The sequence below is a fragment of the Kushneria aurantia DSM 21353 genome (assembly GCF_000382245.1).
GTDB lineage: Bacteria > Pseudomonadota > Gammaproteobacteria > Pseudomonadales > Halomonadaceae > Kushneria > Kushneria aurantia.
Window position 1 is genome coordinate 1 of record NZ_KB907868.1, and the last position, 23075, is coordinate 23075.

The 23075-nt window shown below is 62.6% G+C and carries 24 protein-coding genes and 1 pseudogene; 17 read left to right on the forward strand and 8 right to left on the reverse strand.

The genetic code is table 11. The annotated features are described in order from the left end of the window. Positions 1–324: ISAs1 family transposase (locus tag H146_RS18690; protein WP_019951087.1), on the reverse strand; the 324-nt coding region annotated here is incomplete at its 3' end. A 148-nt stretch (positions 325–472) separates the two neighbouring features. On the opposite strand from H146_RS18690, the gene polA reads away from it, so the two are divergent. Continuing rightward, positions 473–3244, forward strand: coding sequence for a DNA polymerase I (polA, locus tag H146_RS0106630; protein ID WP_019951088.1), 2772 nt, complete (start codon positions 473–475; stop codon positions 3242–3244). Between the two features lie 40 nt (positions 3245–3284). Here polA and H146_RS0106635 read toward each other — a convergent pair whose 3' ends face one another. Beyond that, the gene (locus H146_RS0106635) at positions 3285–3581 is read right to left on the reverse strand and encodes an AzlD domain-containing protein (protein WP_019951089.1); all 297 of its coding nucleotides are present in this window, start codon (positions 3579–3581) and stop codon (positions 3285–3287) included. Continuing rightward, positions 3578–4453, reverse strand: coding sequence for an AzlC family ABC transporter permease (locus H146_RS0106640; protein ID WP_342664561.1), 876 nt, complete (start codon positions 4451–4453; stop codon positions 3578–3580). The genes H146_RS0106635 and H146_RS0106640 overlap by 4 nt, the downstream gene beginning before the upstream one ends. Here H146_RS0106640 and H146_RS0106645 point away from each other — a divergent pair. Continuing rightward, positions 4359–4820, forward strand: a complete 462-nt coding sequence (locus tag H146_RS0106645; protein ID WP_019951091.1) for an Lrp/AsnC family transcriptional regulator — start codon at positions 4359–4361, stop codon at positions 4818–4820. The genes H146_RS0106640 and H146_RS0106645 overlap by 95 nt on opposite strands. A gap of 108 nt (positions 4821–4928) precedes the next feature. Here H146_RS0106645 and H146_RS0106650 read toward each other — a convergent pair whose 3' ends face one another. Further along, positions 4929–5096, reverse strand: a complete 168-nt coding sequence (locus H146_RS0106650) for a hypothetical protein (protein WP_156826728.1) — start codon at positions 5094–5096, stop codon at positions 4929–4931. Between the two features lie 85 nt (positions 5097–5181). On the opposite strand from H146_RS0106650, the gene H146_RS0106655 reads away from it, so the two are divergent. Beyond that, entirely contained in the window at positions 5182–5814 is a 633-nt protein-coding gene (locus H146_RS0106655; protein ID WP_019951093.1) for a LysE family translocator, read from the forward strand. A gap of 19 nt (positions 5815–5833) precedes the next feature. Continuing rightward, positions 5834–6109: pseudogene (locus H146_RS0106660) on the forward strand (DNA polymerase); the annotation flags it as partial. A 20-nt stretch (positions 6110–6129) separates the two neighbouring features. On the opposite strand, the gene H146_RS21715 reads toward H146_RS0106660, so the two are convergent. Together H146_RS21715 and H146_RS0106670 are read right to left on the reverse strand one after the other, a co-directional pair. Further along, positions 6130–6306, reverse strand: coding sequence for a hypothetical protein (locus H146_RS21715; RefSeq protein WP_019951095.1), 177 nt, complete (start codon positions 6304–6306; stop codon positions 6130–6132). Between the two features lie 216 nt (positions 6307–6522). Further along, positions 6523–7278: a Crp/Fnr family transcriptional regulator gene (locus H146_RS0106670; protein ID WP_019951096.1), complete on the reverse strand. Its 756-nt coding sequence runs from the start codon at positions 7276–7278 to the stop codon at positions 6523–6525. A gap of 298 nt (positions 7279–7576) precedes the next feature. Between H146_RS0106670 and gndA the strand changes: the two genes are divergently transcribed. Continuing rightward, the gene (gndA, locus tag H146_RS0106675; RefSeq protein ID WP_019951097.1) at positions 7577–8992 is read left to right on the forward strand and encodes an NADP-dependent phosphogluconate dehydrogenase; all 1416 of its coding nucleotides are present in this window, start codon (positions 7577–7579) and stop codon (positions 8990–8992) included. 21 nt (positions 8993–9013) lie between these two features. Here the strand turns inward: gndA and H146_RS22435 are convergent, their stop codons facing one another. Then, positions 9014–9244, reverse strand: coding sequence for a phage integrase N-terminal SAM-like domain-containing protein (locus H146_RS22435; protein ID WP_026351796.1), 231 nt, complete (start codon positions 9242–9244; stop codon positions 9014–9016). A gap of 198 nt (positions 9245–9442) precedes the next feature. On the opposite strand from H146_RS22435, the gene H146_RS22440 reads away from it, so the two are divergent. From H146_RS22440 to H146_RS0106715, 9 genes are all read left to right on the forward strand, one after another. After that, positions 9443–9961: a GNAT family N-acetyltransferase gene (locus tag H146_RS22440; RefSeq protein WP_083920803.1), complete on the forward strand. Its 519-nt coding sequence runs from the start codon at positions 9443–9445 to the stop codon at positions 9959–9961. Between the two features lie 102 nt (positions 9962–10063). Continuing rightward, positions 10064–10444, forward strand: coding sequence for a cytidine deaminase family protein (locus H146_RS20650; RefSeq protein ID WP_083920804.1), 381 nt, complete (start codon positions 10064–10066; stop codon positions 10442–10444). Between the two features lie 126 nt (positions 10445–10570). Further along, entirely contained in the window at positions 10571–11065 is a 495-nt protein-coding gene (locus tag H146_RS20655; RefSeq protein WP_245558696.1) for an OsmC family protein, read from the forward strand. A 151-nt stretch (positions 11066–11216) separates the two neighbouring features. Beyond that, the gene (locus H146_RS18695; protein ID WP_019951099.1) at positions 11217–12473 is read left to right on the forward strand and encodes a hypothetical protein; all 1257 of its coding nucleotides are present in this window, start codon (positions 11217–11219) and stop codon (positions 12471–12473) included. Continuing rightward, a complete protein-coding gene (locus H146_RS0106695; protein WP_019951100.1) occupies positions 12470–13972 on the forward strand; it encodes a fumarate hydratase in 1503 nt (500 codons plus the stop codon). The genes H146_RS18695 and H146_RS0106695 overlap by 4 nt, the downstream gene beginning before the upstream one ends. An 81-nt stretch (positions 13973–14053) precedes the next feature. Then, entirely contained in the window at positions 14054–14473 is a 420-nt protein-coding gene (locus H146_RS0106700; protein WP_019951101.1) for a hypothetical protein, read from the forward strand. Between the two features lie 147 nt (positions 14474–14620). Further along, positions 14621–16000, forward strand: coding sequence for a GntP family permease (locus H146_RS0106705; RefSeq protein ID WP_026351797.1), 1380 nt, complete (start codon positions 14621–14623; stop codon positions 15998–16000). Positions 16001–16033: 33 nt separating this feature from the next. After that, positions 16034–16798, forward strand: coding sequence for a glucose 1-dehydrogenase (locus H146_RS0106710; protein ID WP_019951103.1), 765 nt, complete (start codon positions 16034–16036; stop codon positions 16796–16798). A gap of 38 nt (positions 16799–16836) precedes the next feature. Further along, positions 16837–17853 (forward strand): L-idonate 5-dehydrogenase, encoded by a 1017-nt coding sequence (locus H146_RS0106715; RefSeq protein WP_019951104.1) that lies wholly within the window; start codon positions 16837–16839, stop codon positions 17851–17853. Positions 17854–18031: 178 nt separating this feature from the next. Here H146_RS0106715 and H146_RS0106720 read toward each other — a convergent pair whose 3' ends face one another. Continuing rightward, entirely contained in the window at positions 18032–18682 is a 651-nt protein-coding gene (locus tag H146_RS0106720; RefSeq protein ID WP_019951105.1) for a TetR family transcriptional regulator, read from the reverse strand. A gap of 385 nt (positions 18683–19067) precedes the next feature. On the opposite strand from H146_RS0106720, the gene H146_RS0106725 reads away from it, so the two are divergent. The 3 genes from H146_RS0106725 to H146_RS0106735 are packed head-to-tail and all read left to right on the forward strand — an operon-like array spanning position 19068 to position 22930. Beyond that, the gene (locus tag H146_RS0106725) at positions 19068–19664 is read left to right on the forward strand and encodes a (2Fe-2S)-binding protein (RefSeq protein WP_019951106.1); all 597 of its coding nucleotides are present in this window, start codon (positions 19068–19070) and stop codon (positions 19662–19664) included. Position 19665: 1 nt separating this feature from the next. Continuing rightward, positions 19666–20664: an FAD binding domain-containing protein gene (locus H146_RS0106730; RefSeq protein WP_019951107.1), complete on the forward strand. Its 999-nt coding sequence runs from the start codon at positions 19666–19668 to the stop codon at positions 20662–20664. A gap of 19 nt (positions 20665–20683) precedes the next feature. Continuing rightward, positions 20684–22930, forward strand: coding sequence for a xanthine dehydrogenase family protein molybdopterin-binding subunit (locus H146_RS0106735; RefSeq protein ID WP_019951108.1), 2247 nt, complete (start codon positions 20684–20686; stop codon positions 22928–22930). The last annotated feature ends 145 nt before the right edge of the window (positions 22931–23075 follow it).

Consider the following 23075-nt stretch of genomic DNA (forward strand, 5'->3'; position numbering starts at 1 on the left):
CACCACCTGGGGTGAGACGCCGGGCAGTACACTGTCAACCCAACGGCGAAAGGCGGCTTCGAACTCTCCGGGGTTCATCAGTCCAAAGAGGCGCGCGAAGGTATCGTGCGAGGGAATTCCGTTGGGCAGGGTAAGGTACTGGCGCAACCATGGCAGCTTCTCTTTGGCCCAGAACTCGATCTCCTCGAACGTGTCAGTGCCGACCAGAATGCCGCAGGCCGCCACGGTCAGCACCTCCGGCAAGGAGTGCTGAACCTTGCTGGACTGGCGAGGATCGGTGACGGCGACGAAAACATCCATGATGGGCTTCGGGGACTGGGTCATGAGGGAACTCCGACCAAATGCCTCAGCTATACCGATTCACACGCGATTCTTCAAATGCGATCGATTATCGACGTGCGATCGCCCTGGACGGCGGCGCCGCCCTTGCGTATCATGGAGTTTTCGCTTACGCCGTTTCGCTGGAGCTTCCATGGCCACTGCCCCGATCGTCCTGGTGGACGGTTCCGCCTATCTCTATCGCGCCTTTCACGCCCTGCCGCCGCTCTCTACCTCTACCGGTGAGCCCACCGGTGCGGTACGCGGCGTCATGTCGATGCTCAAGAGCCTGATCCGCCAGTATCCCGCAAGCCCCATGGCGGTGGTGTTCGACGCCAGCGGCAAGACCTTCCGCGACGCGCTCTATAGCGACTATAAGGCCAACCGCCCGCCGATGCCGGAAGAGCTGCGTGCCCAGGTCGAGCCGCTGCACGACTGCGTGAGAGCGTTGGGACTACCGCTTTTGTGCGTCGAGGGCGTGGAGGCCGACGACGTCATCGGCACGCTGGCGCGGATGGCCACCGAGGCCGGCCGCGATGCGATCATCTCCACCGGCGACAAGGACATGGCGCAGCTGGTCAACGAGCACATCACGCTGGTCAACACCATGAAGGACGAAACCCTGGATGTCGCCGGGGTGGAGGAGAAGTTCGGCATTCCGCCGCACCTGATCATCGACTATCTCGCCCTGATGGGCGACAGCGTCGATAACATTCCCGGCGTGCCGGGGGTCGGGCAGAAGACCGCGCTGGCACTGCTGACCGGCATGAATGGCGGCCTGGACACCCTCTACGCCGATCTCGACAGGGTCACCACGCTCTCCTTTCGCGGCGCCAAATCAATGCCCAAAAAGCTTGAAGAGCACCGCGAGCAGGCCTTTCTCTCCTATAAGCTGGCGACCATTCGCACCGACTGCGAACTGCCGGTGGGGCTCGACGACCTTGAGATTGCCCACCCCGACCAGGAGGCGCTGCTGGCGCTCTATCAGCGTCTCGAATTCAAAAGCTGGCTCGATGAGCTGCTGGCCGGTGGCCGCGACGGTGCGGCGGCGGCCGATGTGCCTGCCGGTAAGACGGATATCGGCGGCGATGGTGAAGAGGGTTCGGCGCTGGCGGGCGAGCGCCGCTACAGCGGTGTTTTCGACCGGAAGACGCTGGATGGCTGGCTCGAGCGCCTTGGCGCGGCCGAGGCCTTCTGCTTCGATCTGGAGACCACCAGCCTCGACTATATGAGCGCTGCCATTGTCGGTGTGGGGCTGGGCCTCGAGCCCGGCGAGGCGGTCTATGTGCCGCTGGCGCATGACTATCTCGACGCTCCCGAGCAGCTCGACCGCGACACCGTGCTGGCGGCGCTCAAGCCGCTGCTGGAGAAGCCGTCGATCGCCAAGATCGGTCAGAACCTCAAGTACGACATCGAGGTGCTGGCGCGCTACGACATCCACGTCGCGGGGGCGCTGACCGACACCATGCTGGAGTCCTACGTGCTCAACTCCACCGCCACCCGCCACGACATGGACTCGCTGGCGCAGCAGTATCTGGGGCATAACACCATCAGCTTCGAGGAGATCGCCGGCAAGGGGGCGAAGCAGCTCACCTTCAACCAGGTAGGCGTCGAGGAGGCGATCGAGTACGCCTGTGAAGATATCGACGTCACCCTGCGCCTGCACGCCCACCTGCGCCCGCGGCTGGAGGCCGAGGGGCGTCTGGCCGAGGTGCTCGACGCCCTGGAGCGGCCGCTGATCCCGGTGCTCTCGCGCATGGAGCGTTGCGGCGTGGCGATCGACAGCGCTTGCCTCGGCGAGCAGAGCCGCGAACTGGCGCAGCGTATCGAGGCGCTGGAGCGCGACGCCTTCGAACTCGCCGGGCGCGAATTCAATCTCGGCTCGCCCAAACAGCTCGGCGAGATTCTGTTCGAGGAGCAGAAGATCCCGGTGCTGAAGAAAACGCCCAAGGGCGCGCCCAGCACCGCCGAAGCGGTGCTCGAGGAGCTGGCGCTGGACTACCCGCTGCCGAAGGTGATCATGGAGCACCGCGGCCTGACCAAGCTCAAGTCGACCTACACCGACAAGCTGCCGCAGCTGGTCAACGCCGAGACCGGGCGCATTCACACCAGCTATCACCAGGCGGTGACCGCCACCGGGCGGCTGTCGTCAAGCGATCCCAACTTGCAGAACATCCCCATCCGCAGCGAAATCGGCCGGCGTATTCGCACTGCCTTCGTGGCCACGCCCGGCTACCGGCTGGTAGCGGCGGACTACTCGCAGATCGAGCTGCGCATCATGGCGCATCTCTCCGGCGACAAGGGCCTGCTGCAGGCCTTTGCCGACAACCGCGACATTCACACCGCCACCGCCGCCGAGGTATTCGGCACCTCGCCCGAGCGTATCAGCAGTGATCAGCGGCGCAGCGCCAAGGCGATCAACTTCGGCCTGATCTACGGCATGAGCGCCTGGGGGCTGGCGCGCCAGCTGCACGTCGAGCAGCGCCAGGCGAAGACCTGGATCGAGCGTTACTTCGAGCGCTACCAGGGGGTGGCGCGCTATATGGAGCGCATCCGCGCCGAGGCCGCCGAGCAGGGCTTCGTCGAGACGGTATTCGGTCGGCGCCTCTACGTGCCGGAGATCGCCTCGCGCAACCACGCCCGCCGTCAGGCGGCCGAGCGCACCGCCATCAACGCCCCCATGCAGGGCACCGCCGCCGACATCATCAAGCGCGCCATGATCGACGTCGACGGCTGGCTCGGTGAGGGCGATTTCGATGCGGTGATGGTGATGCAGGTGCACGACGAACTGATCTTCGAGGTTAAAAGCGACCAGGTTGAAGCCTTTCGTACCGAAGTGGTCGAGCGCATGCAGCGCGCCGGCCGGCTCGACGTGCCGCTGATCGTCGAGGCGGGGGCCGGTGACAGCTGGGAGGAGGCGCATTGAGGCATTCGATGTCTGACACCACATGCGGAGTGGAACGAGGTTAGGCGCCCATGAAGGTGATGGCGGCATGCGCTGTCATGCCCGCCCCCATTGTGGCAATGATGTTACGGGTTTTCCAGGCGGTCAGTAGTGCGATGCCGCCTGCAATCCAGTAGATGCCGGGTTCTGTCGCCATGGAAGCTGCGACCAGCGCGACGATAATCAGACCGGGCAGCTCATCCAGTAAAAATGCAAGACGAGACTCGCCGATGGCTCTACCTGCAAACAGGCCGGCCAATCGCACACTGAAAGCGAGTAAAGAGAGAAGAGCGATCAGCCCAAAGTGAGAGGCACTCATGATATTTTATCCTTGGTATAGCGCTCGAACAGCAACATTGTGATGCCACAAAGCGTGCCGCCCACAATGGCATAAGCGGCCGCCATACCCTGACAGGACAGCAATAACGTAGCAGCAAAGGATATTGTCCATGAGGGCAATCTATCCATGCCAGGCCACATGCTTCGTGCCATTGCGATAAAGGCGGCCGTAAAGGCAAAACCGAGCCCATATTCGTCAAGATCAGGCAAGGCGTTGCCGGCTAATGCCCCAAGCGTGGTGGAGCAGACCCAGACCAGGAACATGGTCAGACCCGAGCCAATCAGGAAATCGGCGCCAATGTCCGGTGACTCTTTTTTGCTGGACATGGTAAGTGCCCAGTTCTCGTCGGAAGTGATATGAATGGCCAATAGTCGCTGCCAAAAAGGTTTCTCTCCAAGCACTTCATGCAGCGACGCGATCATACCGATATAACGCAGATTGAGGGCCGCGCCGGCCAGGGCGGCAGCCAGCATTGCGCTTCCCCCGGAAAACTGGTCGACCGCCACAATCTGGGAGGAGCCGGCATGGACCGTAGCGCCCATTAGACCCACCCCCCACCACATAAAGCCCGCCTGATAGGCCAGTATCCCGAAGGCAAATCCATAAAGGGAAGCTCCGAAAGCCAGCGGTAATATAGCAATAGCACCATGTCTCATGCTGTATAGTTTACAGCTTGTGTTGTGATGCGCTAAAGTAATTAAAATGCGATTTTTTGATGTAAAAAAATCAAAAATATAAATTTTGTGATGTCGTGATATGAGTAACCTGGAAAAAAGTGATCGCAAGCTGCTCGGGCTGCTGCAGAAAAATGTAAAAACCACCATCCCGGAAATGTCCGAGAAGACCGGCATGTCAACGGCGACGGTGCAGCGTAGATTGAAAAACTTTCGTGAAGCGGGCGTTGTGCAGAGTGAAGTGGCCGTCCTTGATCCACTGAAAGTGGGCCTTGGAGTGAAAGCTATTGTATCAGTCGAGCTTGAACGCGACAGGTCGGACCAAATCGATATCTTCAAGCGCAAGGCAAGAGAGGATGCTCAGGTGCAGCACTGCTACTGCATTGCCGGTGATGCCGACTTTTTAATGATCGTGGTCGCCAGGGATATGGCTGATTATGAAAGGTTTACTCACCGCTTCTTTTTTTCCGACAGCAATGTACGCAAGTTCAGAACCTCCATCGTGGTTTCTACCGAAAAGGCCACGTTGGAGCTTCCTTTATAGCGTTGCTATATCGGGGTGGCGCACTCGCGACAAGAGAGTCAAAGAAAACTCGTGGATCAGATCATTCTGGTGGCCGGCGCCCCTGATGTCGTATTCCCGGGCCGCCCGCTACGAGGGAGCCTGCGCGGCGTCGTGGCCCTCGAACAGGTGCCTCAGGTCGAACTGGATATAGGTCTCGTCGAACTGCGCTTCTTCATAGAGGGCTTCGTAGTCGAGAATCTCCAATACCCGGCGCTGCTTGCGCACCAGCCCGTCGCGGGCCATCTTGCTCATCATGTGGCTGACGTGCCGCTGATCGTCGGACAGCCGGGAGGAGGCACATTGAGGCATAATCAGACGCTAGCGTCGTATGGAGGCAAACATGTTCGACTACTCGCTGGTGCATTGGATGGGCTTCTTTACGGCCGCCTTGCTGCTCAATTTATCGCCGGGTCCCGATATGGCCTTCATCCTGTCGCAGGCGGCCAAAGGCGGCCGCCGCAGAGGACTGGCTGCGATGTCGGGCATCTGGAGTGGGGCCATGTGTCACGTATTGCTGGCGGCGCTGGGACTGTCTGCCGTGTTGGCGACTTCCGCGACGGCATTCAGCGTGGTGAAGTGGCTGGGTGCGGCTTATCTGATCTGGCTGGGTCTCCAGGCTCTAAGCTCCAGGAGCAGCGGCTTGAATACCGCAGAGGCGCGCCAGGCTTCTGGGGCGCAGGTGTGGCGAAAGGGTGTGCTGGTCTCCCTCATGAACCCCAAGGTAGCCGTTTTCTTTCTCGCTTTTCTGCCCCAGTTCGTGGTGCCAGGCTCGGGACCCGTTGCCGCCCAGCTGTTTCTCCATGGCACGTTGATCATTCTGGTCGCGGGCTTTGTCGAGCTGCCGTTGGTCTATCTCGGAGCGCGTCTCGCGAGCCTGTTGCGCACTCGTCCGGCGATTGGTCAGTGGCTCGATCGGGCGATGGGAGGCGTACTGATAGGGTTGGGCATCCGGCTGGCAGTGTCCGAACGCTGACACCCGCTTTGCCTTCGATTCGGCCGAGCGCACCGCCATCAATGCCCCCATGCAGGGCACCGCCGCCGACATCATCAAGCGTGCCATGATCGACGTCGACGGCTGGCTCGGCGAGGGCGATTTCGATGCGGTAATGGTGATGCAGGTGCACGACGAACTGATCTTCGAGGTCAAAAGCGACCAGGTTGAAGCCTTTCGTACCGAAGTGGTCGAGCGCATGCAGCGCGCCGGCCGGCTCGACGTACCGTTGAAAGTCGAGGCGGGGGCCGGCGACAGCCGGGAGGAGGCACATTGAGGGGGCATGACGGTTGAAAGTCAGCTCTTGAGTTGTTCACGAAGCTCGGCGACCTGAGCGATATCCAGGCCGGTAGCGCCGGCGATCATCTCATTGGAAAGTGTGGTGTCCCGGATCAGGTTGCGGGCCGTTTCAAGCCGGCCTTCCTGGCGGCCTTTCCGGATGCCGCGCTCCTCGAGCTGTTCCGCGATGGTCATGAGCGTTTCCCCCTGTTTCGGGTACCCTTGATGCCAGTGCCGTTACCAGCGCAGCCGGATCCCGGGTTTCGCCAGCCTGCAGCATATAGTGCATCACTAGTACGGCCTTGAAGGCAGCATCGTGTGGTGTGGCTGATGAGCCGTTCATGCTGCCTTTCCGGATGCCGGAGTTCGGTTGCCGCCCATGTCCCACCTCTGTCTTCGTCCAAAAACGCGCTATGTCGGCACGATACGCTCGTTTTGCCCCTCGAACAGATGCCCCAGATCGAACTGGATATAGGTCTCGTCGAACTGCGCTTCTTCGTAAAGCGCGTCGTAGTCGAGAATTTCCAGTACCCGACGCTGCTTGCGCACCAGCCCGTCGCGAGCCATCTCGCTCATCATGCGGCTGACGTGCACGCTGGTCAGACCCAGTAGACTGGCCATCAGCTTCTGGTTCATGGGGAAGTCGAAGCGCCAGCCCAGCTGCGGGTTGGTGTGGCGCAGACGCAGATACATCTCGACGATAAAATGGGCGATCTTCATCCGCGCGCTGCAGTGCATCAGGGTGGTCACGCGCGCCGTCATCAGTGCCTGGTCACGCGAGGCGGTGGCGAAAAAGGCCGCTGTCAGGGCGCGCGAGCGGTGGCAGGCGTCCAGAATGTGGGCGTAGGGGAAGGGACACACCCTGGCGTCGGTCATCATGCGCACGTCGGTCAGATGGTGGCCGAAGGTAAAGTCGCGCAGGCCGATGATATCGCCGGGGGTGAACACCTCGACCACCTTCGTTTCGCCGGTCAGGGTAATACGATAGGCGTAGGCCCAGCCGCTCTGCAGGGTATAGAGCATCCGGGCACTGTCGCGAAAGCGCCACAGATACTGGTGGCGTCGCATGATCTGCGGCTCGCGCTCGCAGTCGTCGAGCAGCGCTCTCTCGCTGTCATCGAGCGCGACCATATTGACGAAGTTGTCGACGATGCCACCCTGGTGCATATGCACTTCATCTCCCATGCGCCATAGGCAGTCGGGGCAAGAGCGGCATGGCGGCTGCGGTGGTGTACAAGAGGTTCGGTGATTGACCCTGTCAGCCTGGCCTGGATATCCGAGTGACACAAAAATTTTACAGCCGGCGTATCGAACCTGCCGGGCGCTCGGCTGACGACAGCAACACCCTGCTCTGACAAACTGATAGTCCCTGCAGCGGCCAAAAGCCTGCAGACCGTTCGCAAAATGAGCGCGGGCGCGCTACAACAGTGCGATAGATCAACGACCGATGGAGTGGTAACAGGCAATGTCCAGACAACAGATTGGCGTCATGGGAATGGCGGTGATGGGGCGCAATCTGGCGCTCAATATCGAAAGCCGTGGCTACACGGTATCGATCTACAACCGCTCCAGCGAGAAGACCGACGAGGTCATGGCAGAGCATCCCGGCAGCAAGCTGGTGCCCTGCTACGACATCGAGAGCTTCGTCGATTCGCTGGAGAAGCCGCGCCGCATCCTGCTGATGGTGGCCTCCGGCGAGGCGACCGACAAAACCATCGAATCGCTGCGCCCCCACCTCGACGACGGCGATATCCTGATCGACGGTGGCAATACCCATTACCCGGATACCATTCGCCGCAACCGCGAGCTTTCCGAGGCGGGGCTGAACTTCATCGGTACCGGCGTCTCCGGCGGCGAGGAGGGCGCCCTCAAGGGGCCTTCGATCATGCCCGGTGGGCAGAAGGAAGCCTACGACATGGTGGCGCCGATTCTCGAGAAAATCGCCGCCAGGGCCGAAGATGGCGAACCCTGCGTCAGCTATGTGGGCCCCGACGGCGCAGGCCACTACGTCAAGATGGTGCACAACGGCATCGAATACGGCGACATGCAGCTGATCAGCGAGGCCTACTCGCTGCTCAAGGGCGGCCTTGGGCTCTCCAACGACGAGCTGGCCGAGGTGTTCGCTGAGTGGAACGAGGGTGAACTCGACAGCTACCTGATCGACATTACCCAGCGCATCTTCAAAAAGCGCGACGACAACGGCGACTACGTGCTGGATACCATCCTCGACTCTGCCGGCCAGAAGGGCACCGGCAAGTGGACCAGCATCAATGCGCTGGAGCTGGGCGTGCCGCTGCCGCTGATTACCGAGTCGGTGTTCGCGCGTTTCATCTCCTCGCTGAAGGATGAGCGCACCGCCGCGGCGAAAGTGCTCAAGGGGCCGGGCGACAAGCCGTTCGAAGGCGACCGTGCCGAGTTCATCGAGAAAGTGCGCCAGGCGCTCTATCTCTCCAAGATCGTCTCCTACGCCCAGGGCTTTGCGCAGATGCGCGCCGCTTCAGAGGAGAACGACTGGAACCTTGATTACGGCGCCATTGCCGGACTGTTCCGCGCTGGTTGCATTATCCGCGCGCGCTTTCTGCAGAAGATCACTGACGCCTATCGCGAAAAGCCGGAGCTGGACAACCTGCTGCTGGCGCCGCACTTCGCCGACATCGCCGAGCGCTACCAGCAGGCGCTGCGCGACGTGGTCAGCCATGCGGTGCAGCACGGCATTGCGGTGCCCACCTTCGCCTCGGCGATCGCCTACTACGACAGCTACCGCACCGAGATGCTGCCGGCCAACCTGATCCAGGCGCAGCGCGACTTCTTCGGCGCCCACACCTACCGTCGTCTGGATGACCGCGACACGGTCTACCACACCGAGTGGCTGGAGAAGTAAGGGCCAAACCTTGCTCGTCTGTTAAAACCCCGCTGCGGCGGGGTTTAGCCCAAAGGACCGGCAATCGGCGTGGACGCCTGGCGTGCGTGAACTCGCCAATCTCACCCAGAGGTTGCTCCAGCACATGGCGATAAAGAAACGAATCCAATAGCAGTAGGTCTTCTCGGTGCGGTGGCTATAGCGTTTCACCCGCATGGTCGCCTTGACCCTATCCATCAGCTTGGGTGGCTTGCTGCGCATATCCATGCCCATATTGCTATTATATATGTATGTCCATGCAGTATTATTGGTATCAGCAAAATGTGCAAGCACGCGAACCCTGGATGGGTTGCATGGAGGCTTATGTTGTCCCTCAAATCAATAGTTTAATGGTGTCTCATAAGAATATTGAACGCGCGTGATCGTTCAAGCGAATAAACGAGCGCGCTATCTAATACCTGTTGGGTCGTAATGAACATTATTCAGACATCGCGCCTCACACTCGAACCTTTGATGGAGTCGCACGCGACGGCGATGTTTGAGGTTCTTAATGATCCTGCTATCTATGAATTCGAGAATAAGCCGCCGAGTTCCCTCGAATCTCTAGCGCAGCGTTATCGTCGGCTTGAGAGCCGCTCGTCGCCGGATCGATCCCAGCAATGGCTTAACTGGGTTATTCGGCTGGATGAAGTTGGCCCGTGCGGTTATGTGCAAGCCTCTGTCTTGCAGTCAGATACCGCTTGTATTGCATACGTGTTGAATAGCAAGTATTGGAGGCGGGGAATCGGCAGAGAAGCAGTCGAGGCAATGCTGCGAGAGCTACGTACCACATATTCGGTAACTCGTTTCGCTGCGGTTTTGAAATCGGCCAACTTCCGGTCAATGGCCTTATTAGGTCGATTAAGATTCCGTAGAGCGACAACGAAACAAACGATCGTATTTGATCCACAACCTGATGAATTGGTTATGGTCAGAGCCGCGCATGAGTAAATCGATCCAACCTAACGTATCGCTGCAGTTGACCGCCCAAAGCGCTGTCGCGCTTCGGTCGGCAACTGAGCTTAGGCGTTATATGTTTATTGAGGATGCCAAATGTTCCAAGAATTAGTTTCATTGGCACAGTCAAAATTAAGAACACAAGAGTTCAGTGGCAGGATTAGCTGTGGTCAAGTATCAGCAGCTATTGAAACATCCTCTGGAAAATTCTTCAGCGGTGTTTGTATTGATGCGCCATGCGCATTAGGCACTTGCGCTGAAAGAAATGCTATTGGTTCAATGGTAACTGAAGGTGAGTTTCAAATCATCAAATTAGTTTGCATTAAAGGGCATGATGTAATACTTCCTTGTGGGGCGTGCCAAGAGCTATTGTTGCAATTGCATCCAAAAAACTTTAAAATTGAGGTTCTGACAAATCTTGAGGGTGCAACTATCAAGTTAAAAGATCTAATGCCCTATTGGTGGGGAAACACATAACAAATTACTCAAGTCGACAGCTAACAGTCGGCGCTTTTGGTTTGGTTGAGTTTAGTGATTAAGTGGCTTTGCTTGAGTGTCGTGGCTGTTGGCTGCAACTTAGTAAGGCGTTGGGCGAATCATATTATGAATATGGGAACTTCGATGTCGAAAAAAGGTGAGCACAATTATTCCGCTACCGTCGTCTGGACCGGGAATTCAGGCGACGGCACTAAGAACTACCGTGCCTTCTCTCGCAATCACGAAATAACCTGCGGTAACAAACCAATAATAAATGGGTCGGCAGATCCAGCTTTCCTAGGCGACTCGTCCCGCTATAACCCGGAAGAGCTTTTGCTGAGCTCGCTCTCAGCATGTCATATGCTTTGGTATCTACATCTTTGCGCTGACGCCGGGATCACGGTGTCGAATTACACGGACAACGCTGAAGGTCGAATGATTGAGACCAATAATGGCAGTGGTCATTTTGACAAAGTCATGCTAAAGCCAATCGTCAATATCGGTGCAGATGACGACAGCGAGTTAGCAAGGTCTCTCCACGATAAAGCACATTCGTTTTGCTTTATTGCGAATTCAGTAAATTTCGCGGTTGAGTGTGAAGCCGAAATTCGCTGTGGCTGAAAGGTCACCCAACAGATCGCTGCAGTTGACCGCCCAAAGCGCTGGCGCGCTTTGGGTTCCCTCCGCCGGTTGCTGACCCGCACCGACGCCTGAGCGAAGCGCGCCGGGCCATGCCATAATCGCCCTCCTGCCGGTCGTTACGGGGCCCGTCATGTCACGCCTTGCCCGCTCATTGTGGCTGCCACTGCTCATTGCATTGCTCGCCGCCGCCGCGATCACCGCGGCGGCTTCTGCCACCCCCTATGAGCCGCGCCTTCTGCGCGTTGCTGCCGCTGATGCGCTGCCGGCCTCGGTGGCGCAGCAGCTCGAAGACGAGCCCGAATCAATCAGTGCGCTGTTTCTGAGCTGGGCGGACGACCCGGCGCTGGTGTTCAACGGCGCGCTGGCGCTGCAGCGCCACGGCGATCTCGCCCGCCGGGTGCTCGGCGATTACGGCTTCGACCCGGCCTTCACCGCCGTGCTGGCGCGCTACGGCCCGGATGCGGTGCTGCCGGTGGGGTACTTCCATGACAACGCCATGCCGAGCCTGAGTGCACGTCACTGGGCGGCGCAGCGCTATCAGGGTGCCCGCGATAGCCTCACCGGCTGGTGGCGTCCTGAGCCAGCGCCGGACAGCGCCACGGCCGAGGCGCCACTTTCCAACGACGCGCCATCGGCGGCGTCCGATACGCTGACGCCGCAGCAGCGTGGCCGCTACGCTATCGCCTTTCTGCAGCAGGGCGGCTACGGCTTTCTCGATCAGTTCGTGGTCGATGAGCGCGGCGCGGCGCACTGGCTGCAGGGCGAGCGGCTGGTGACGGCGCTGGGCGACTTCTTCACCGGCGGGCTGCGCGATCTGGAGCGCATCGTGCAGAGCGACGCCGGGGTGAGGCCCGCCGATATCGCCTGGGCCGGCGTCGATGTGCTGATGGTGGCCGGTGCGGTCAGGCTGCTGCGTGCCGGCCGGGCGGTACGCCTGGGCGCGGTGGAGGGCCGCGCAGTGGCGGGCGCCGGTAGTGAGCTGCGCGCCTCGCGGGCGGCGCTGCTGCCGGTCGGGCTTCGTTTTGCGCAGCTCTCGCGCATGGCAAAGGTTGCCGCCGTGGGCACTACCGCCTGGCTGGTGGTGCGCCATCCGGCACTGATCAGCGGTCTGGGGGCCAACCTGGCGCAGTGGCTGGGGTGGCCGGCCAGGCTGGGGCAGTTCCTGCTCTGGAGCCTCGTGCTGCTGCCTTTGCTGTGGCTGGCCGGGCTGCTCTACCGCTGGTTTTTGAGGCCAATGATATGGCTTTTGATGTTCGCCGGGCGTCGGTCTTGTGGCCTGCGGCTCGTCGCCGATGCGTCCCGAGCGTATGATGGCGGCCGTATTCGTCGTCCATCCCGATCGACTGAAAGCGGGCCGAGACCCGCCAGCGAAGAAGAGTTGCCATGACCGTGATTCGCCAGCAGGACCTGATCGACAGCGTCACCGATGCGCTGCAGTACATCTCCTACTACCACCCAAAGGATTTCATCGACGCCATGCACCAGGCGTACCAGCGCGAGGAAAATCCCGCCGCGCGTGACGCCATCGCCCAGATTCTGATCAATTCGCGCATGTGTGCCACCGGTCACCGGCCGATCTGTCAGGACACCGGCATCGTCACCGTGTTCGTCGACGTCGGCATGCAGGTGCAGTGGCAGGCCGACATGAGCCTCGATGGCATGATCAACGAGGGCGTGCGGCGCGCCTACAACCACCCGGACAACGTCCTGCGCGCCTCGATTCTGGAAGACCCGGACGGCGCCCGGCGCAACACCAAAGACAACACCCCTGCGGTCATTCACCATCGGCTGGTGCCGGGCGAGCGAGTCGACATCCATGTGGCCGCCAAGGGCGGCGGCAGCGAGGCGAAAGCGAAATTCGCCATGCTCAACCCCTCCGACAGCGTGGTCGACTGGGTGCTGGAGCAGGTGCCGAAGATGGGCGCCGGCTGGTGCCCGCCGGGCATGCTGGGCATCGGTATCGGCGGCACCGCCGAACAGGCGATGAAGATGGCCAAGGCGTCGCTACTCGAGCCCATCGATATTCAAAAGCTCGCCGAGCGCGGCGCTTCCAGCCGCGCCGAGGCGTTGCGCCTCGAACTGTTCGACAAAATCAACCGCCTTGGCATCGGCGCTCAGGGGCTGGGCGGGCTGACCACGGTGCTCGATATCAAGGTGATGGACTGCCCCACCCATGCCGCCAACAAGCCGGTGGCGATCATTCCCAACTGCGCCGCTACCCGTCATGTGCACTTTCAACTCGACGGCGGCGGGCCCGCCGAGCTGCCGGTGCCGAGCATCGATGACTGGCCGGAGATCGCCTGGGAGGCGGGCGAGGGGGTGCGGCGCGTCAACCTCGACGACATCAGCCGCGATGAGGTTGCGCAGTGGCAGCCGGGTGACACCATTTTGCTGTCGGGCAGGCTGCTGACCGGTCGCGATGCCGCCCACAAGCGCATGGTCGACATGCTGGCGCAGGGCGAGGCGCTGCCGGTGGACCTGCAGGGGCGCTTTATCTACTACGTTGGCCCGGTCGACCCGGTGGGAGATGAAGTGGTCGGCCCCGCCGGACCCACCACCGCGACTCGCATGGACAAGTTCACGCGTACCATTCTGGAGCAGACCGGGCTGCTGGGCATGGTGGGCAAGGCCGAGCGCGGCGCCGCGGCGATCGAGGCGATCCGCGATCACGGCGCTGCCTATCTGATGGCGGTGGGCGGTTCCGCCTACCTGGTCGCCCAGGCGATCAAGGGCGCGAAAGTGGTCGCCTTCGAGGACCTGGGCATGGAGGCGATCTACGAGTTCGAGGTGCGCGATATGCCGGTTACCGTGGCGGTCGACGCCCGCGGCGAGAGCGTGCATACCACGGGGCCGGCGAAATGGCGCGAGATTATCGCCCGGCGTTGATGCCGCCCCGGCTCTGCCATCGCGCCGGGCAATGCCGTCCGGCGCGCGCAAGATAACCCCACTGACAGTAGCGAGAACGTTATGGCCGGCGGTCACGGCAACGGCAACAACGACCCGGCAACGGCGCTGGGCTTTATGGGACGCCTGAGCGCGGCGGTGATCGCCCCGGTGGCGGTCTATCTACTGCTGTGGCAGATCGGCCTGGGGCTTGCGCAGCCGCGTTTCGAAGGCGCGGCGCTGGGCATGGTGGTCAATCTGCTGTCGGTGGTCATCCCCGCCCTGGGCGTGCTGGCCGCCGTGGCGGTTGCCGGGCGTCGCTCGGGCAGCCTGATCGGTGCGCCGGTGATGGTGCTCTTTTTTCTCTACCTCTATATCTCCTCGGCGGTAACGCTTGAGTGGCTGCCGCCGCTGCTGACGCTTGTGGGAGCGGGGCTTGGGGTGGCTCTGGCGCGCTGGTGTCCGGTAATGGGCGAGGAAGTTTTTGCCCGTTTTCGTCGCTGAGCTACCCTGTCCGGCGCATTGATTAGACTTTGTTGAATTTGTTCGACTTTGGTCTAATGCCGGCGCTCCCGTGCTGCTGTAGCATGGCTTAAGCTGCGTACTGGCGGCTGCCGACAATTCCTACAGGGACAGGCGGGGAGCAACGGGATGAATGAATGGACGCAAACGATGTCGGCCGGGCCGCTATTGGGAATCGCAGCGGCAGCGATCATCGTACTTCTGGTACTGGTCATCCGCTTTCGGGTGCACGCCTTTCTGGCGCTGATTCTGGTCAGCCTGCTGACCGCGTTTGCCACCGGCCTGCCGGCCGCTCAGGTCGTGCCCACCATGGTGTCGAGCTTCGGCGGCACGCTGGGCTCGGTGGCATTGCTGGTCGGGCTGGGCGCGATGCTGGGCCGGCTGGTGGAGAACTCCGGCGGGGCGAAGGTGCTGGCCGATCGCATGATCGAGCTGTTCGGTGAACAGCGCGCGCCCTTCGCGCTGGGTGTCGCCTCGCTGTTCATGGGCTTTCCGATCTTCTTTGACGCCGGCCTGATCGTCATGCTGCCGGTGGTGTTCGCCGTCGCCCGGCGTCTGGGGGGCCCGATTCTGCTCTACGCCCTGCCCACCGCGGCGGCCTTTTCGGTCATGCATGTTTTTGTACCGCCGCATCCCGGCCCGGTCACCGCTGCCGAACTCTACGGCACCAACCTGGGTGTGCTGATGCTCTTCGGTATCGTTATTGCCTTCCCGATGTGGTACCTGTCGGGCTATCTGTGGGGCAAGTTCAGCGCTCGCCACTACAGCTTCCAACTGGCCGAGAACTTCTTCGGCGGCAAGGACGACGACGAGGTCAAAAATCCCCCCACGGTCGGCACCGTCATCGGTATGCTGCTGCTGCCGCTGGTGCTGATCTTCATGAACACCGGCCTCGATTTCCTGCGCGCCGCCGGCGTGGTGGACGCCGATCAGGGCTGGTTTCAGCTGCTCAAGACACTCGGCAGCACGCCGATCGCGCTGCTCATCTCGGTGCTGGTGGCCTGCTGGGTGCTGGGCACGCGCCGGGGTGAAAACGGCAGCGCCATCGAGAAGGTGCTCGACAGCTCGCTGGGGCCGATCTGCTCGGTGGTGCTGATCACCGGTGCCGGCGGCATGTTCGGCGGCGTGCTGCGCGCCTCCGGGATCGGCGACGCCCTGGCCGATTCGCTGGGTAACATCGGCCTGCCGATTATCGTCGCCGCCTGGCTGGTGGCCGTGATTCTGCGCCTGGCGCAGGGCTCGGCGACGGTGGCACTGGTCACCGCCGCGGGGCTGATGGCACCGGCGGTGTCGGCGGGCAACTTCTCCAGCGTCGATGTGGTCGCCATTACCCTGGCCACCGCCGCCGGCTCGGTATTCGCCGGCCACGTCAACGACTCCGGTTTCTGGCTGGTGGGCCGGCTGCTGGGCATGGACGTCAAGACCACGCTCAAGACCTGGACGGTGCAGCAGGCGCTCGAATCGGTAGTGGGCTTCATTCTGGCCTGCCTGATCTTTGTCATTTTCTGAGCCGGTTTTCTCGATCACGACAGGGAGAACATCATGAATCCTTTCGATATCAGTGGCCGGCTGGCGCTGGTGACCGGCTCCTCGCGGGGGCTGGGTCACGCCCTGGCGCGCGGGCTGGCCGAGCAGGGGGCCAGAGTGATTCTGCACGGGCGCAGCCCGCAGACGGTCGAGCAGGCGGCCCGTGCGCTGCGCGACGAGAGCGGCGCCGAGGTGAGCGCGGTGACCTTCGATGTCACCGATGCCCCGGCGGTCAAGGAGGCGCTGGCGGCGCTGATCGAGACGCACGGCGTACCGGATATTCTGGTCAACAACGCCGGTCTGCAGCGCCGCGCGCCCTTCACCGAGTTCGACCCGGCGGACTGGGACGCGGTGCTGGCGACCAACCTCTCCAGCGCGTTCTATGTGTCGCGGGCGATCTCGCCGGCAATGTCCGAGCGCGGGGCCGGCAAGATCGTCAATATCGGCTCGGTGCAGTCGATGCTGGCGCGTCAGACCATTGCTCCCTACAGCGCCTCCAAGGGCGGCGTGGCGATGCTGACCAAAGGCATGGCGGCGGATCTGGCGCGCTTCAACGTTCAGGTCAACTGCATCTCGCCCGGTTACTTCCGTACCGACATGAACACTGCCCTGTGGCAGGACGATGACTTCAATGCCTGGGTCGAGAACCGCACACCGGCGCAGCGCTGGGGCGAGGTCGAGGAGTTGATCGGCACGCTGCTCTATCTCTGTTCCGGCGCCTCGGACTTCGTCTCGGGGCAGAACATCTTCGTTGACGGCGGCATGACCTCGGTGGTGTAAGCCGCCAGCGGTCGTCTGGCGCACTCGGGAGAGCCCCCATGAAAGCACTGGTGATACACGGCAGGCAGGACCTGCGAGCGCAGGAGTGGCCGACCCCCGAGCCCGGCGAGGGCGAGGTACGGGTACGTATCGCCTGGGGCGGTATCTGCGGTTCCGACCTGCACTACTACCATGACGGTGCCAACGGCGCCTTCGTGGTGCGCGAGCCGCTGATTCCCGGCCATGAACTCTCCGGCACGGTCGAATTCGACCCGGCAGGCGGTTTCGCGCCGGGCACGCCCGTCACCTTTCATCCGGCGACCTTCGGTGAATGCCGGCCGGGGCTGGAAGGATTACCGCATCTGTGGCCGCAGGGCGCCTATCTGGGCTCCGCCTCCACCACCCCTCATACCCAGGGCGGCATGAGCGAATACCTGGTGGTGCGTCGCGACATGCTGCGGCGCCTGCCGGAGGGCCTGCCGCTCAGGCGCGCGGCACTCGCCGAGCCGCTGGCGGTGGCGCTGCACGGCATCAATGTCGCCGGCGGCGTCGAGGGCAAGCGCGTGCTGGTGTGCGGCGCGGGGCCGATCGGCCTTTTGAGCGCCGCCGCCGCGCTGGTGCGTGGCGCGAAGGAGGTGAGCGTTACCGATGTAGTCGAAGGTCCGCTGGCGCGCGCTCGCGAGCTGGGCGTGCAGCACACCATCCGCATTGGCGAGCAGACGCCTGAAGCGGAAGCCTTCGATGTGGCGCTGGAGTGCTCCGGGGTGCCGGCCTCGATCGATACCGCCATCCGCGCGGTACGCCGCGCCGGGGTGATTGCCCAGATCGGCATGATGGGGGCCGGGCCGCAGCCGCTGGAACTGGCGACGCTGATCTCGAAGGAGATCCAGCTGCGTGGCTGCTTCCGCTTCAATCAGGAGGTCGACGAGGCGATCGAGCTGCTGGCCCGCGATGAGCGCTTCGATCGGGTGATCACCCACGCCATGGCAGCCGATGAGGCGGTCGAGGCGTTCGCCGTGGCGAAGGATGCCCAGGCCTCCGGCAAGGTGCTGATCGAACTCTGGCCGCAGTCATAAGCCTGCGAGCGCTGTGATGACGGTTCCCGGCTTGCGGTTTGGCGCCATACTTTGCCACTCTTGTTAGCATGTTAAAAGAGTGTGCTTTAAGCAGTATCTCGCAGGAAGCGCCTTATGTGCCGCATGAGGTGGTGGGCTTCGTATAGTGTCGGTCCGGCCTGTGCGGTTACCGGACCGGCTATGTCGGCAGCGAAAGGCCGTCGTGACACAGCATGCCGGCAAACAGGGTGTCGACGAGCAGTTCACTGTCGGCGGCGATGTCGAAAGTGACGCAGCCATTGAGCCAGCCGTTAACCATGCCGATCACGCTCGAAAGCAGCAGCGAGGCGGCAATGGTCGGCGTCAGCCCGGGATGCAGACGTGCCTCACCGCAGCGCAGGCCGCGTTCGAAAACCTCGGCCAGCATGCTCTGGCACTCGCGATTGTGTTGATCGAGCTGATCTCTGACCCAGGCGAAGTCGCCGATAAACTCGTTGCGCGAGTTGATCACGCACAGGATGCGCTGTAGCTGGACGTCCCTGGCGAGCGACTGTATATCGCGCACCAGGACGTCGCGCATGCCGGCGATGGGCCGGCTGCTGCTCTTTTCGCTGTCGACCAGATGCTGCGCCAGGCGCTCGGTCATCTGCCGTTTACGGTCCAGCAGTGCGGCCAGGATACCGTTCTTGCCATCCGGGAAGTGCCAGTTGAGCGCGCCGCGCGTAACGCCGGCGCGTGCGGCAATGTCATTGTGAGTGGTACGGCTCAGCCCTTTTTCGATGAACAGATGCTCGGCGGCGTTCATCAGCGTCTGGCGCGTGAGCTCGGCCTCTTCCTTGGTCTTTCGCATAAACGCCTTCCCGACGTGGAGGTGCCTTCAATGGTAGCGGCCAATAAAGGGTGCAAGAATCAGCAAGCATACATACGGGATTGTATATTTTTATTGAAGCGATTGATATTCCTCCTGGCCTAAAGCAGCACGCGATTTTCGGCCTGGCGGAGCGGCCAGGCGCATGGCGCTGCCTGAATACAGCTTGAAGCTCCCGCGCCGCTTGCCTACCTTGAAAAGGCCTGTATAACGCTCGATTCGCGCTGCCCTGCACACCTGACACCTGCCTTGCAGCGACACTCAGAAAAGACATCACAGAAAAGTACACAGGACCCAACCTGACGCCGGGCGGCTTGCAACGGTGATAAACACCTGTCCGCCCGGTTCACCGATGAGGACCCGAAACATGGCACCGACTCCTTATTCCCGTCCGGGCGTGGGCTACTGCACGCCCGCTGCCCAGGCCGAGATCGCCGAGCGGCCCAGCGCTGCCGGCGGCGCTTCGGCCGGCAATACCCGTAATGTCACCCTCAGCGTCAACGGTGAGCAGCACCGCCTGGCACTTGAGCCCAACGCCATCCTGCTCGACGTGTTGCGTGAAGAGCTGGGTCTGTTCGGCACCAAAAAGGGCTGCGATCACGGCCAGTGCGGCGCCTGCACCGTTCACGTCAATGGCCGCAGCGTCAACGCCTGCCTGATGCTCGCCTGCATGCAGGAGGGCGCCGAGATCACCACCATCGAAGGGCTGGCCCGCAGCGCCGGTTATGAGCAGGGGCAGCATCCGATACAGGAAGCCTTTCTCGAGCACGATGCCTACCAGTGCGGCTACTGCACTGCCGGGCAGATGATGACCGCCGCCGCCGTGCTCAACGACAGGGCTGTCGCCGCCGACGCGGCCAGCGTCAACGACGCCATGAGCGGCAATATCTGCCGCTGTGGCGCCTACAAGAACATTCGCGAGGCGATCGAAACCGCCCGCCAGCGCATGCAAGGGGAGAGCTGAGATGCGACAGTTCGAACTGGAAAGCGTCGAAAAGGTGGACCAGGCGGTCGCCAGCCAGCGCGATCAGCGGCGTGACGCCTTCGTCGCCGGTGGCACCACGCTGCTCGATCTGGTCAAGCTGGATGTCATGACCCCCGAGCGGATGGTCGATGTGACCCATCTGCCGCTGAAGCGCATTGAAAAGCTCGATGACGGCCGCTTGAAGGTCGGCGCGCTGGTCACCAACAATGAACTGGCTCACCACGAGCTGGTCAAGCGCGACTATGCGGTGCTCAGCGAAGCGCTGCTGGCGGGGGCTTCCACCGGCCTGCGCAATCTGGCGACCACTGCCGGCAACGTCATGCAGCGTACTCGCTGCCCCTACTACCGTGACCCGGCGATGCCCTGCAATCGGCGCGAGCCGGGCAGCGGCTGCGCCGCCCTCGACGGCATCAACCGTAACCACGCGGTGCTGGGTACCAGCAACCGGTGCATTGCCACCCACCCCTCCGATATGTGCGTGGGCATGGTGGCAGTGGGCGCCACGATCGTCGTCGAGGGGCCGCAGGGCAGCCGTGAGATCCCCTTCGAGGATTACCACCTGCTGCCGGGCGACACTCCCGAGAAAGAGCACGATCTGAAGGACGGCGAACTGATCACCCACGTGATTCTCGATGCGCCGCGCGCCGGCGGCCAGCACTACCTCAAGCTGCGCGACCGCGCCTCCTACGAGTTCGCGCTGGCCTCCTGCGCCGCCATCGTTGAGCTCGACGGCGACAGCGTCGCCTCGGCACGGCTGGCGCTGGGCGGCGTGGCGACCAAACCCTGGCGCGCCGAGGCGGCCGAAAAGGCGCTGATCGGCCAGCCGGCTACGCGCGAGAACTTCGAACGTGCCGCCGAGGTCGCGCTCGCCGACGCCGTGGCCTACAGCCACAACGGCTACAAGATTACCCTGGGCAAGCAGGCGATCGTGCGTGCCCTGCGCGACGCCACCGCCCGCACCACGGCGACCGCGGCCTGAACGATACAGGGAGAGTGACATGACCACTGAAAGCGGCAAGATCCGCGAACAGGACGTTCGCGGCCAGCACACCGGCATGCAGAAGCCGCGTATCGACGGCACGCTGAAGCTGACCGGCGGCGCCGACTACGCCGTCGACCGCAACCTGCCCAACCAGACCTACGGCTATCCGGTCACCAGCACCATCGCCAGGGGGCGGCTCAAGTCGCTCGAACTCGACGAGGCGCTGGCGATGCCGGGCGTGCTGGATATCTTCCATCACGACAACTTCGACAGCCTGAGCCGCTCGCCCAACAGCTTCGCCGAGCAGAATCTGACCAGCGAACCGCGGCTACCGTTCGAAGACAACGAGATCGCCTACCACGGCCAGTACATCGCCTTCGTGGTTGCCGATACCTTCAATCACGCCCGCGCGGCGGCAATGAAGGTGACAGCGAACTATGAGCGCGACGACGGCGCCATTACCGATATCAAGGCGCTCGACAGCGGTGAAGGGGAGCTGCCCGGCGAGGTTCAGGAGGGCGACGCCAGCAGTCGCGGCGACCCGGACAGCACCCTCGAGGCGGCGTCGGTGAAGCTCGATCAGCGCTATTCGATCGCCCAGGAGTGCCACGCGGTGATGGAGATGCACGCCTCGCTGGCCAACTGGGAGGGCGACGCCCTGACCATCTACGAGTCGAGCCAGGGCGTGGTGTTCCAGCGCAACGCGCTGTCGAAGATCTTCGCCATGCCGCCGGAGAAGGTGACGGTGATTTCGCACTTCATCGGCTCCGGTTTCGGCAGCAAGCTGTTCATGTGGCCCCACGCCATCATGACCGCGGTCGCGTCGCGGCGCCTGGGCCGGCCGGTGAAGACCATGCTGCCGCGCAGCCAGGAGTTCACCGCCACCGGCTATCGGCCCACCTCGCTGCAGCGGGTGCGGCTGGGCGCCGACGACAGCGGCAAGCTGCTGTCGATCCACCACGACGGCTGCAACGAAAGCTCGCCCACCGGCAAGCATGACGACACCGTCAGCGGCTCCACGCCGAAAATGTACGCTTGCGACCACGTGGCGGTGACCAATCGCCTGGTAACGGTCAACAAGTGTCCGCCGTGCCCGATGCGCGCGCCCGGCGAGGCCTCCGGCAGCTTCGCGCTGGAGACGGCGCTGGACGAGCTGGCGGTGCAGCTCGACATGGACCCGCTGGAACTGCGTAAAAAGAACTTCGCCGAGACCGACCCGGCCGACGGCCTGCCCTGGTCGAGCAATCATCTGATCGAGTGCTGGGACAGCGCCGCGAAGCGGTTCGGTTGGGACAAGCGCCAATCGACACCGGGGGCCATGCGCGACGGTGACGAGCTGATCGGCTACGGCATGGCCACCCAGAGCTGGGAGGCGATGCGCCTGAGCAGCAGCGCCCGCGTCGGCTTCCGCGCCGACGGCTCGCTGCTGGTCGCCTGCGGCACCCAGGATATCGGTACCGGCACCTATACCATCGTGGCGCAGACCGCCAGCGAGCTGACCGGCATTCCCATCGAGATGATCGACGTGCAGCTGGGCGACTCTTCGCTGCCCACCGGCCCGCTCTCCGGTGGCTCCTTCGCCACCGCAACGGTGCTGCCGGCGGTTGCCGCGGCGGTCAAGGAGGCGCTGGGCCAGCTCACCGAACTGGCGACCGCCGAGGGCGCCCCCTTTGCGGGCGTCGAGACTGACACCATCGGGCTGGAAAACGGCGAGCTGGTCAGCGGCCACCGCCGCCTGGCCGTCACCGAGCTGCTCGCGCACAACCGCCTCGGCCTGGTCGATGCCGAAGCTTCGGCCGGTCCCGGCGACGAGCAGGGGCAGTACAGCTTCCGCTCCTTCGGTGCGGTGTTCGTCGAGGTGCGCTGGGACCCGGAAATCTCTCGGCTGCGGCTGGCGCGGGTGGTGTCGACCATCGACATCGGTCGGGCGATCAACCCGCTTACCGCGCGCAACCAGGTCGAAGGTGGCATCGTCATGGGTCTCGGTATGGGGTTGTTCGAACAGGCCGAGTTCGACCACAGCGGCTACCCCTACAACGCCAACCTGGCGGACTACATCCTGCCGGTGAACGCCGACATCCCCGAGATCGACGTCGAACTGCTCGACTATCCGGACTACAGGCTCAACGAGTTCGGGGCTCGCGGTGTGGGTGAGATCGGCCTGACCGGGGTGGCGGCGGCGATCTCCAACGCCGTCTACAACGCCACCGGCAAGCGCATCCGCGATATGCCGATCAGCATCGAGAAGATGCTGACGGCCTAGCAGCCTGTCGGGCTTGACCGATCGTCGCGAAAACGACGGATCTTGAGCCGGTTTCATCGCTTGGATGAGGCGAATAGCCCCGCTATTTAACGATTCCGAGCGATGAAACCGGCCAAAAGCCCGGGGTTTGCAGCCGATCAGCGTT

What these genes read in the sequence shown, in the direction of transcription:
- polA (WP_019951088.1), top strand. Translation starts at nt 473, where the DNA reads ATGGCCACTGCCCCGATCGTCCTGGTGGACGGTTCCGCCTATCTCTAT.
- H146_RS0106635 (WP_019951089.1), bottom strand. Translation starts at nt 3,581, where the DNA reads ATGAGTGCCTCTCACTTTGGGCTGATCGCTCTTCTCTCTTTACTCGCT.
- H146_RS0106645 (WP_019951091.1), top strand. Translation starts at nt 4,359, where the DNA reads ATGAGTAACCTGGAAAAAAGTGATCGCAAGCTGCTCGGGCTGCTGCAG.
- H146_RS0106640 (WP_342664561.1), bottom strand. Translation starts at nt 4,453, where the DNA reads ATGCCGGTCTTCTCGGACATTTCCGGGATGGTGGTTTTTACATTTTTC.
- H146_RS0106650 (WP_156826728.1), bottom strand. Translation starts at nt 5,096, where the DNA reads ATGATGAGCAAGATGGCCCGCGACGGGCTGGTGCGCAAGCAGCGCCGG.
- H146_RS0106655 (WP_019951093.1), top strand. Translation starts at nt 5,182, where the DNA reads ATGTTCGACTACTCGCTGGTGCATTGGATGGGCTTCTTTACGGCCGCC.
- H146_RS21715 (WP_019951095.1), bottom strand. Translation starts at nt 6,306, where the DNA reads ATGACCATCGCGGAACAGCTCGAGGAGCGCGGCATCCGGAAAGGCCGC.
- H146_RS0106670 (WP_019951096.1), bottom strand. Translation starts at nt 7,278, where the DNA reads ATGCACCAGGGTGGCATCGTCGACAACTTCGTCAATATGGTCGCGCTC.
- gndA (WP_019951097.1), top strand. Translation starts at nt 7,577, where the DNA reads ATGTCCAGACAACAGATTGGCGTCATGGGAATGGCGGTGATGGGGCGC.
- H146_RS22435 (WP_026351796.1), bottom strand. Translation starts at nt 9,244, where the DNA reads ATGGGCATGGATATGCGCAGCAAGCCACCCAAGCTGATGGATAGGGTC.
- H146_RS22440 (WP_083920803.1), top strand. Translation starts at nt 9,443, where the DNA reads ATGAACATTATTCAGACATCGCGCCTCACACTCGAACCTTTGATGGAG.
- H146_RS20650 (WP_083920804.1), top strand. Translation starts at nt 10,064, where the DNA reads ATGTTCCAAGAATTAGTTTCATTGGCACAGTCAAAATTAAGAACACAA.
- H146_RS20655 (WP_245558696.1), top strand. Translation starts at nt 10,571, where the DNA reads ATGAATATGGGAACTTCGATGTCGAAAAAAGGTGAGCACAATTATTCC.
- H146_RS18695 (WP_019951099.1), top strand. Translation starts at nt 11,217, where the DNA reads ATGTCACGCCTTGCCCGCTCATTGTGGCTGCCACTGCTCATTGCATTG.
- H146_RS0106695 (WP_019951100.1), top strand. Translation starts at nt 12,470, where the DNA reads ATGACCGTGATTCGCCAGCAGGACCTGATCGACAGCGTCACCGATGCG.
- H146_RS0106700 (WP_019951101.1), top strand. Translation starts at nt 14,054, where the DNA reads ATGGCCGGCGGTCACGGCAACGGCAACAACGACCCGGCAACGGCGCTG.
- H146_RS0106705 (WP_026351797.1), top strand. Translation starts at nt 14,621, where the DNA reads ATGAATGAATGGACGCAAACGATGTCGGCCGGGCCGCTATTGGGAATC.
- H146_RS0106710 (WP_019951103.1), top strand. Translation starts at nt 16,034, where the DNA reads ATGAATCCTTTCGATATCAGTGGCCGGCTGGCGCTGGTGACCGGCTCC.
- H146_RS0106715 (WP_019951104.1), top strand. Translation starts at nt 16,837, where the DNA reads ATGAAAGCACTGGTGATACACGGCAGGCAGGACCTGCGAGCGCAGGAG.
- H146_RS0106720 (WP_019951105.1), bottom strand. Translation starts at nt 18,682, where the DNA reads ATGCGAAAGACCAAGGAAGAGGCCGAGCTCACGCGCCAGACGCTGATG.
- H146_RS0106725 (WP_019951106.1), top strand. Translation starts at nt 19,068, where the DNA reads ATGGCACCGACTCCTTATTCCCGTCCGGGCGTGGGCTACTGCACGCCC.
- H146_RS0106730 (WP_019951107.1), top strand. Translation starts at nt 19,666, where the DNA reads ATGCGACAGTTCGAACTGGAAAGCGTCGAAAAGGTGGACCAGGCGGTC.
- H146_RS0106735 (WP_019951108.1), top strand. Translation starts at nt 20,684, where the DNA reads ATGACCACTGAAAGCGGCAAGATCCGCGAACAGGACGTTCGCGGCCAG.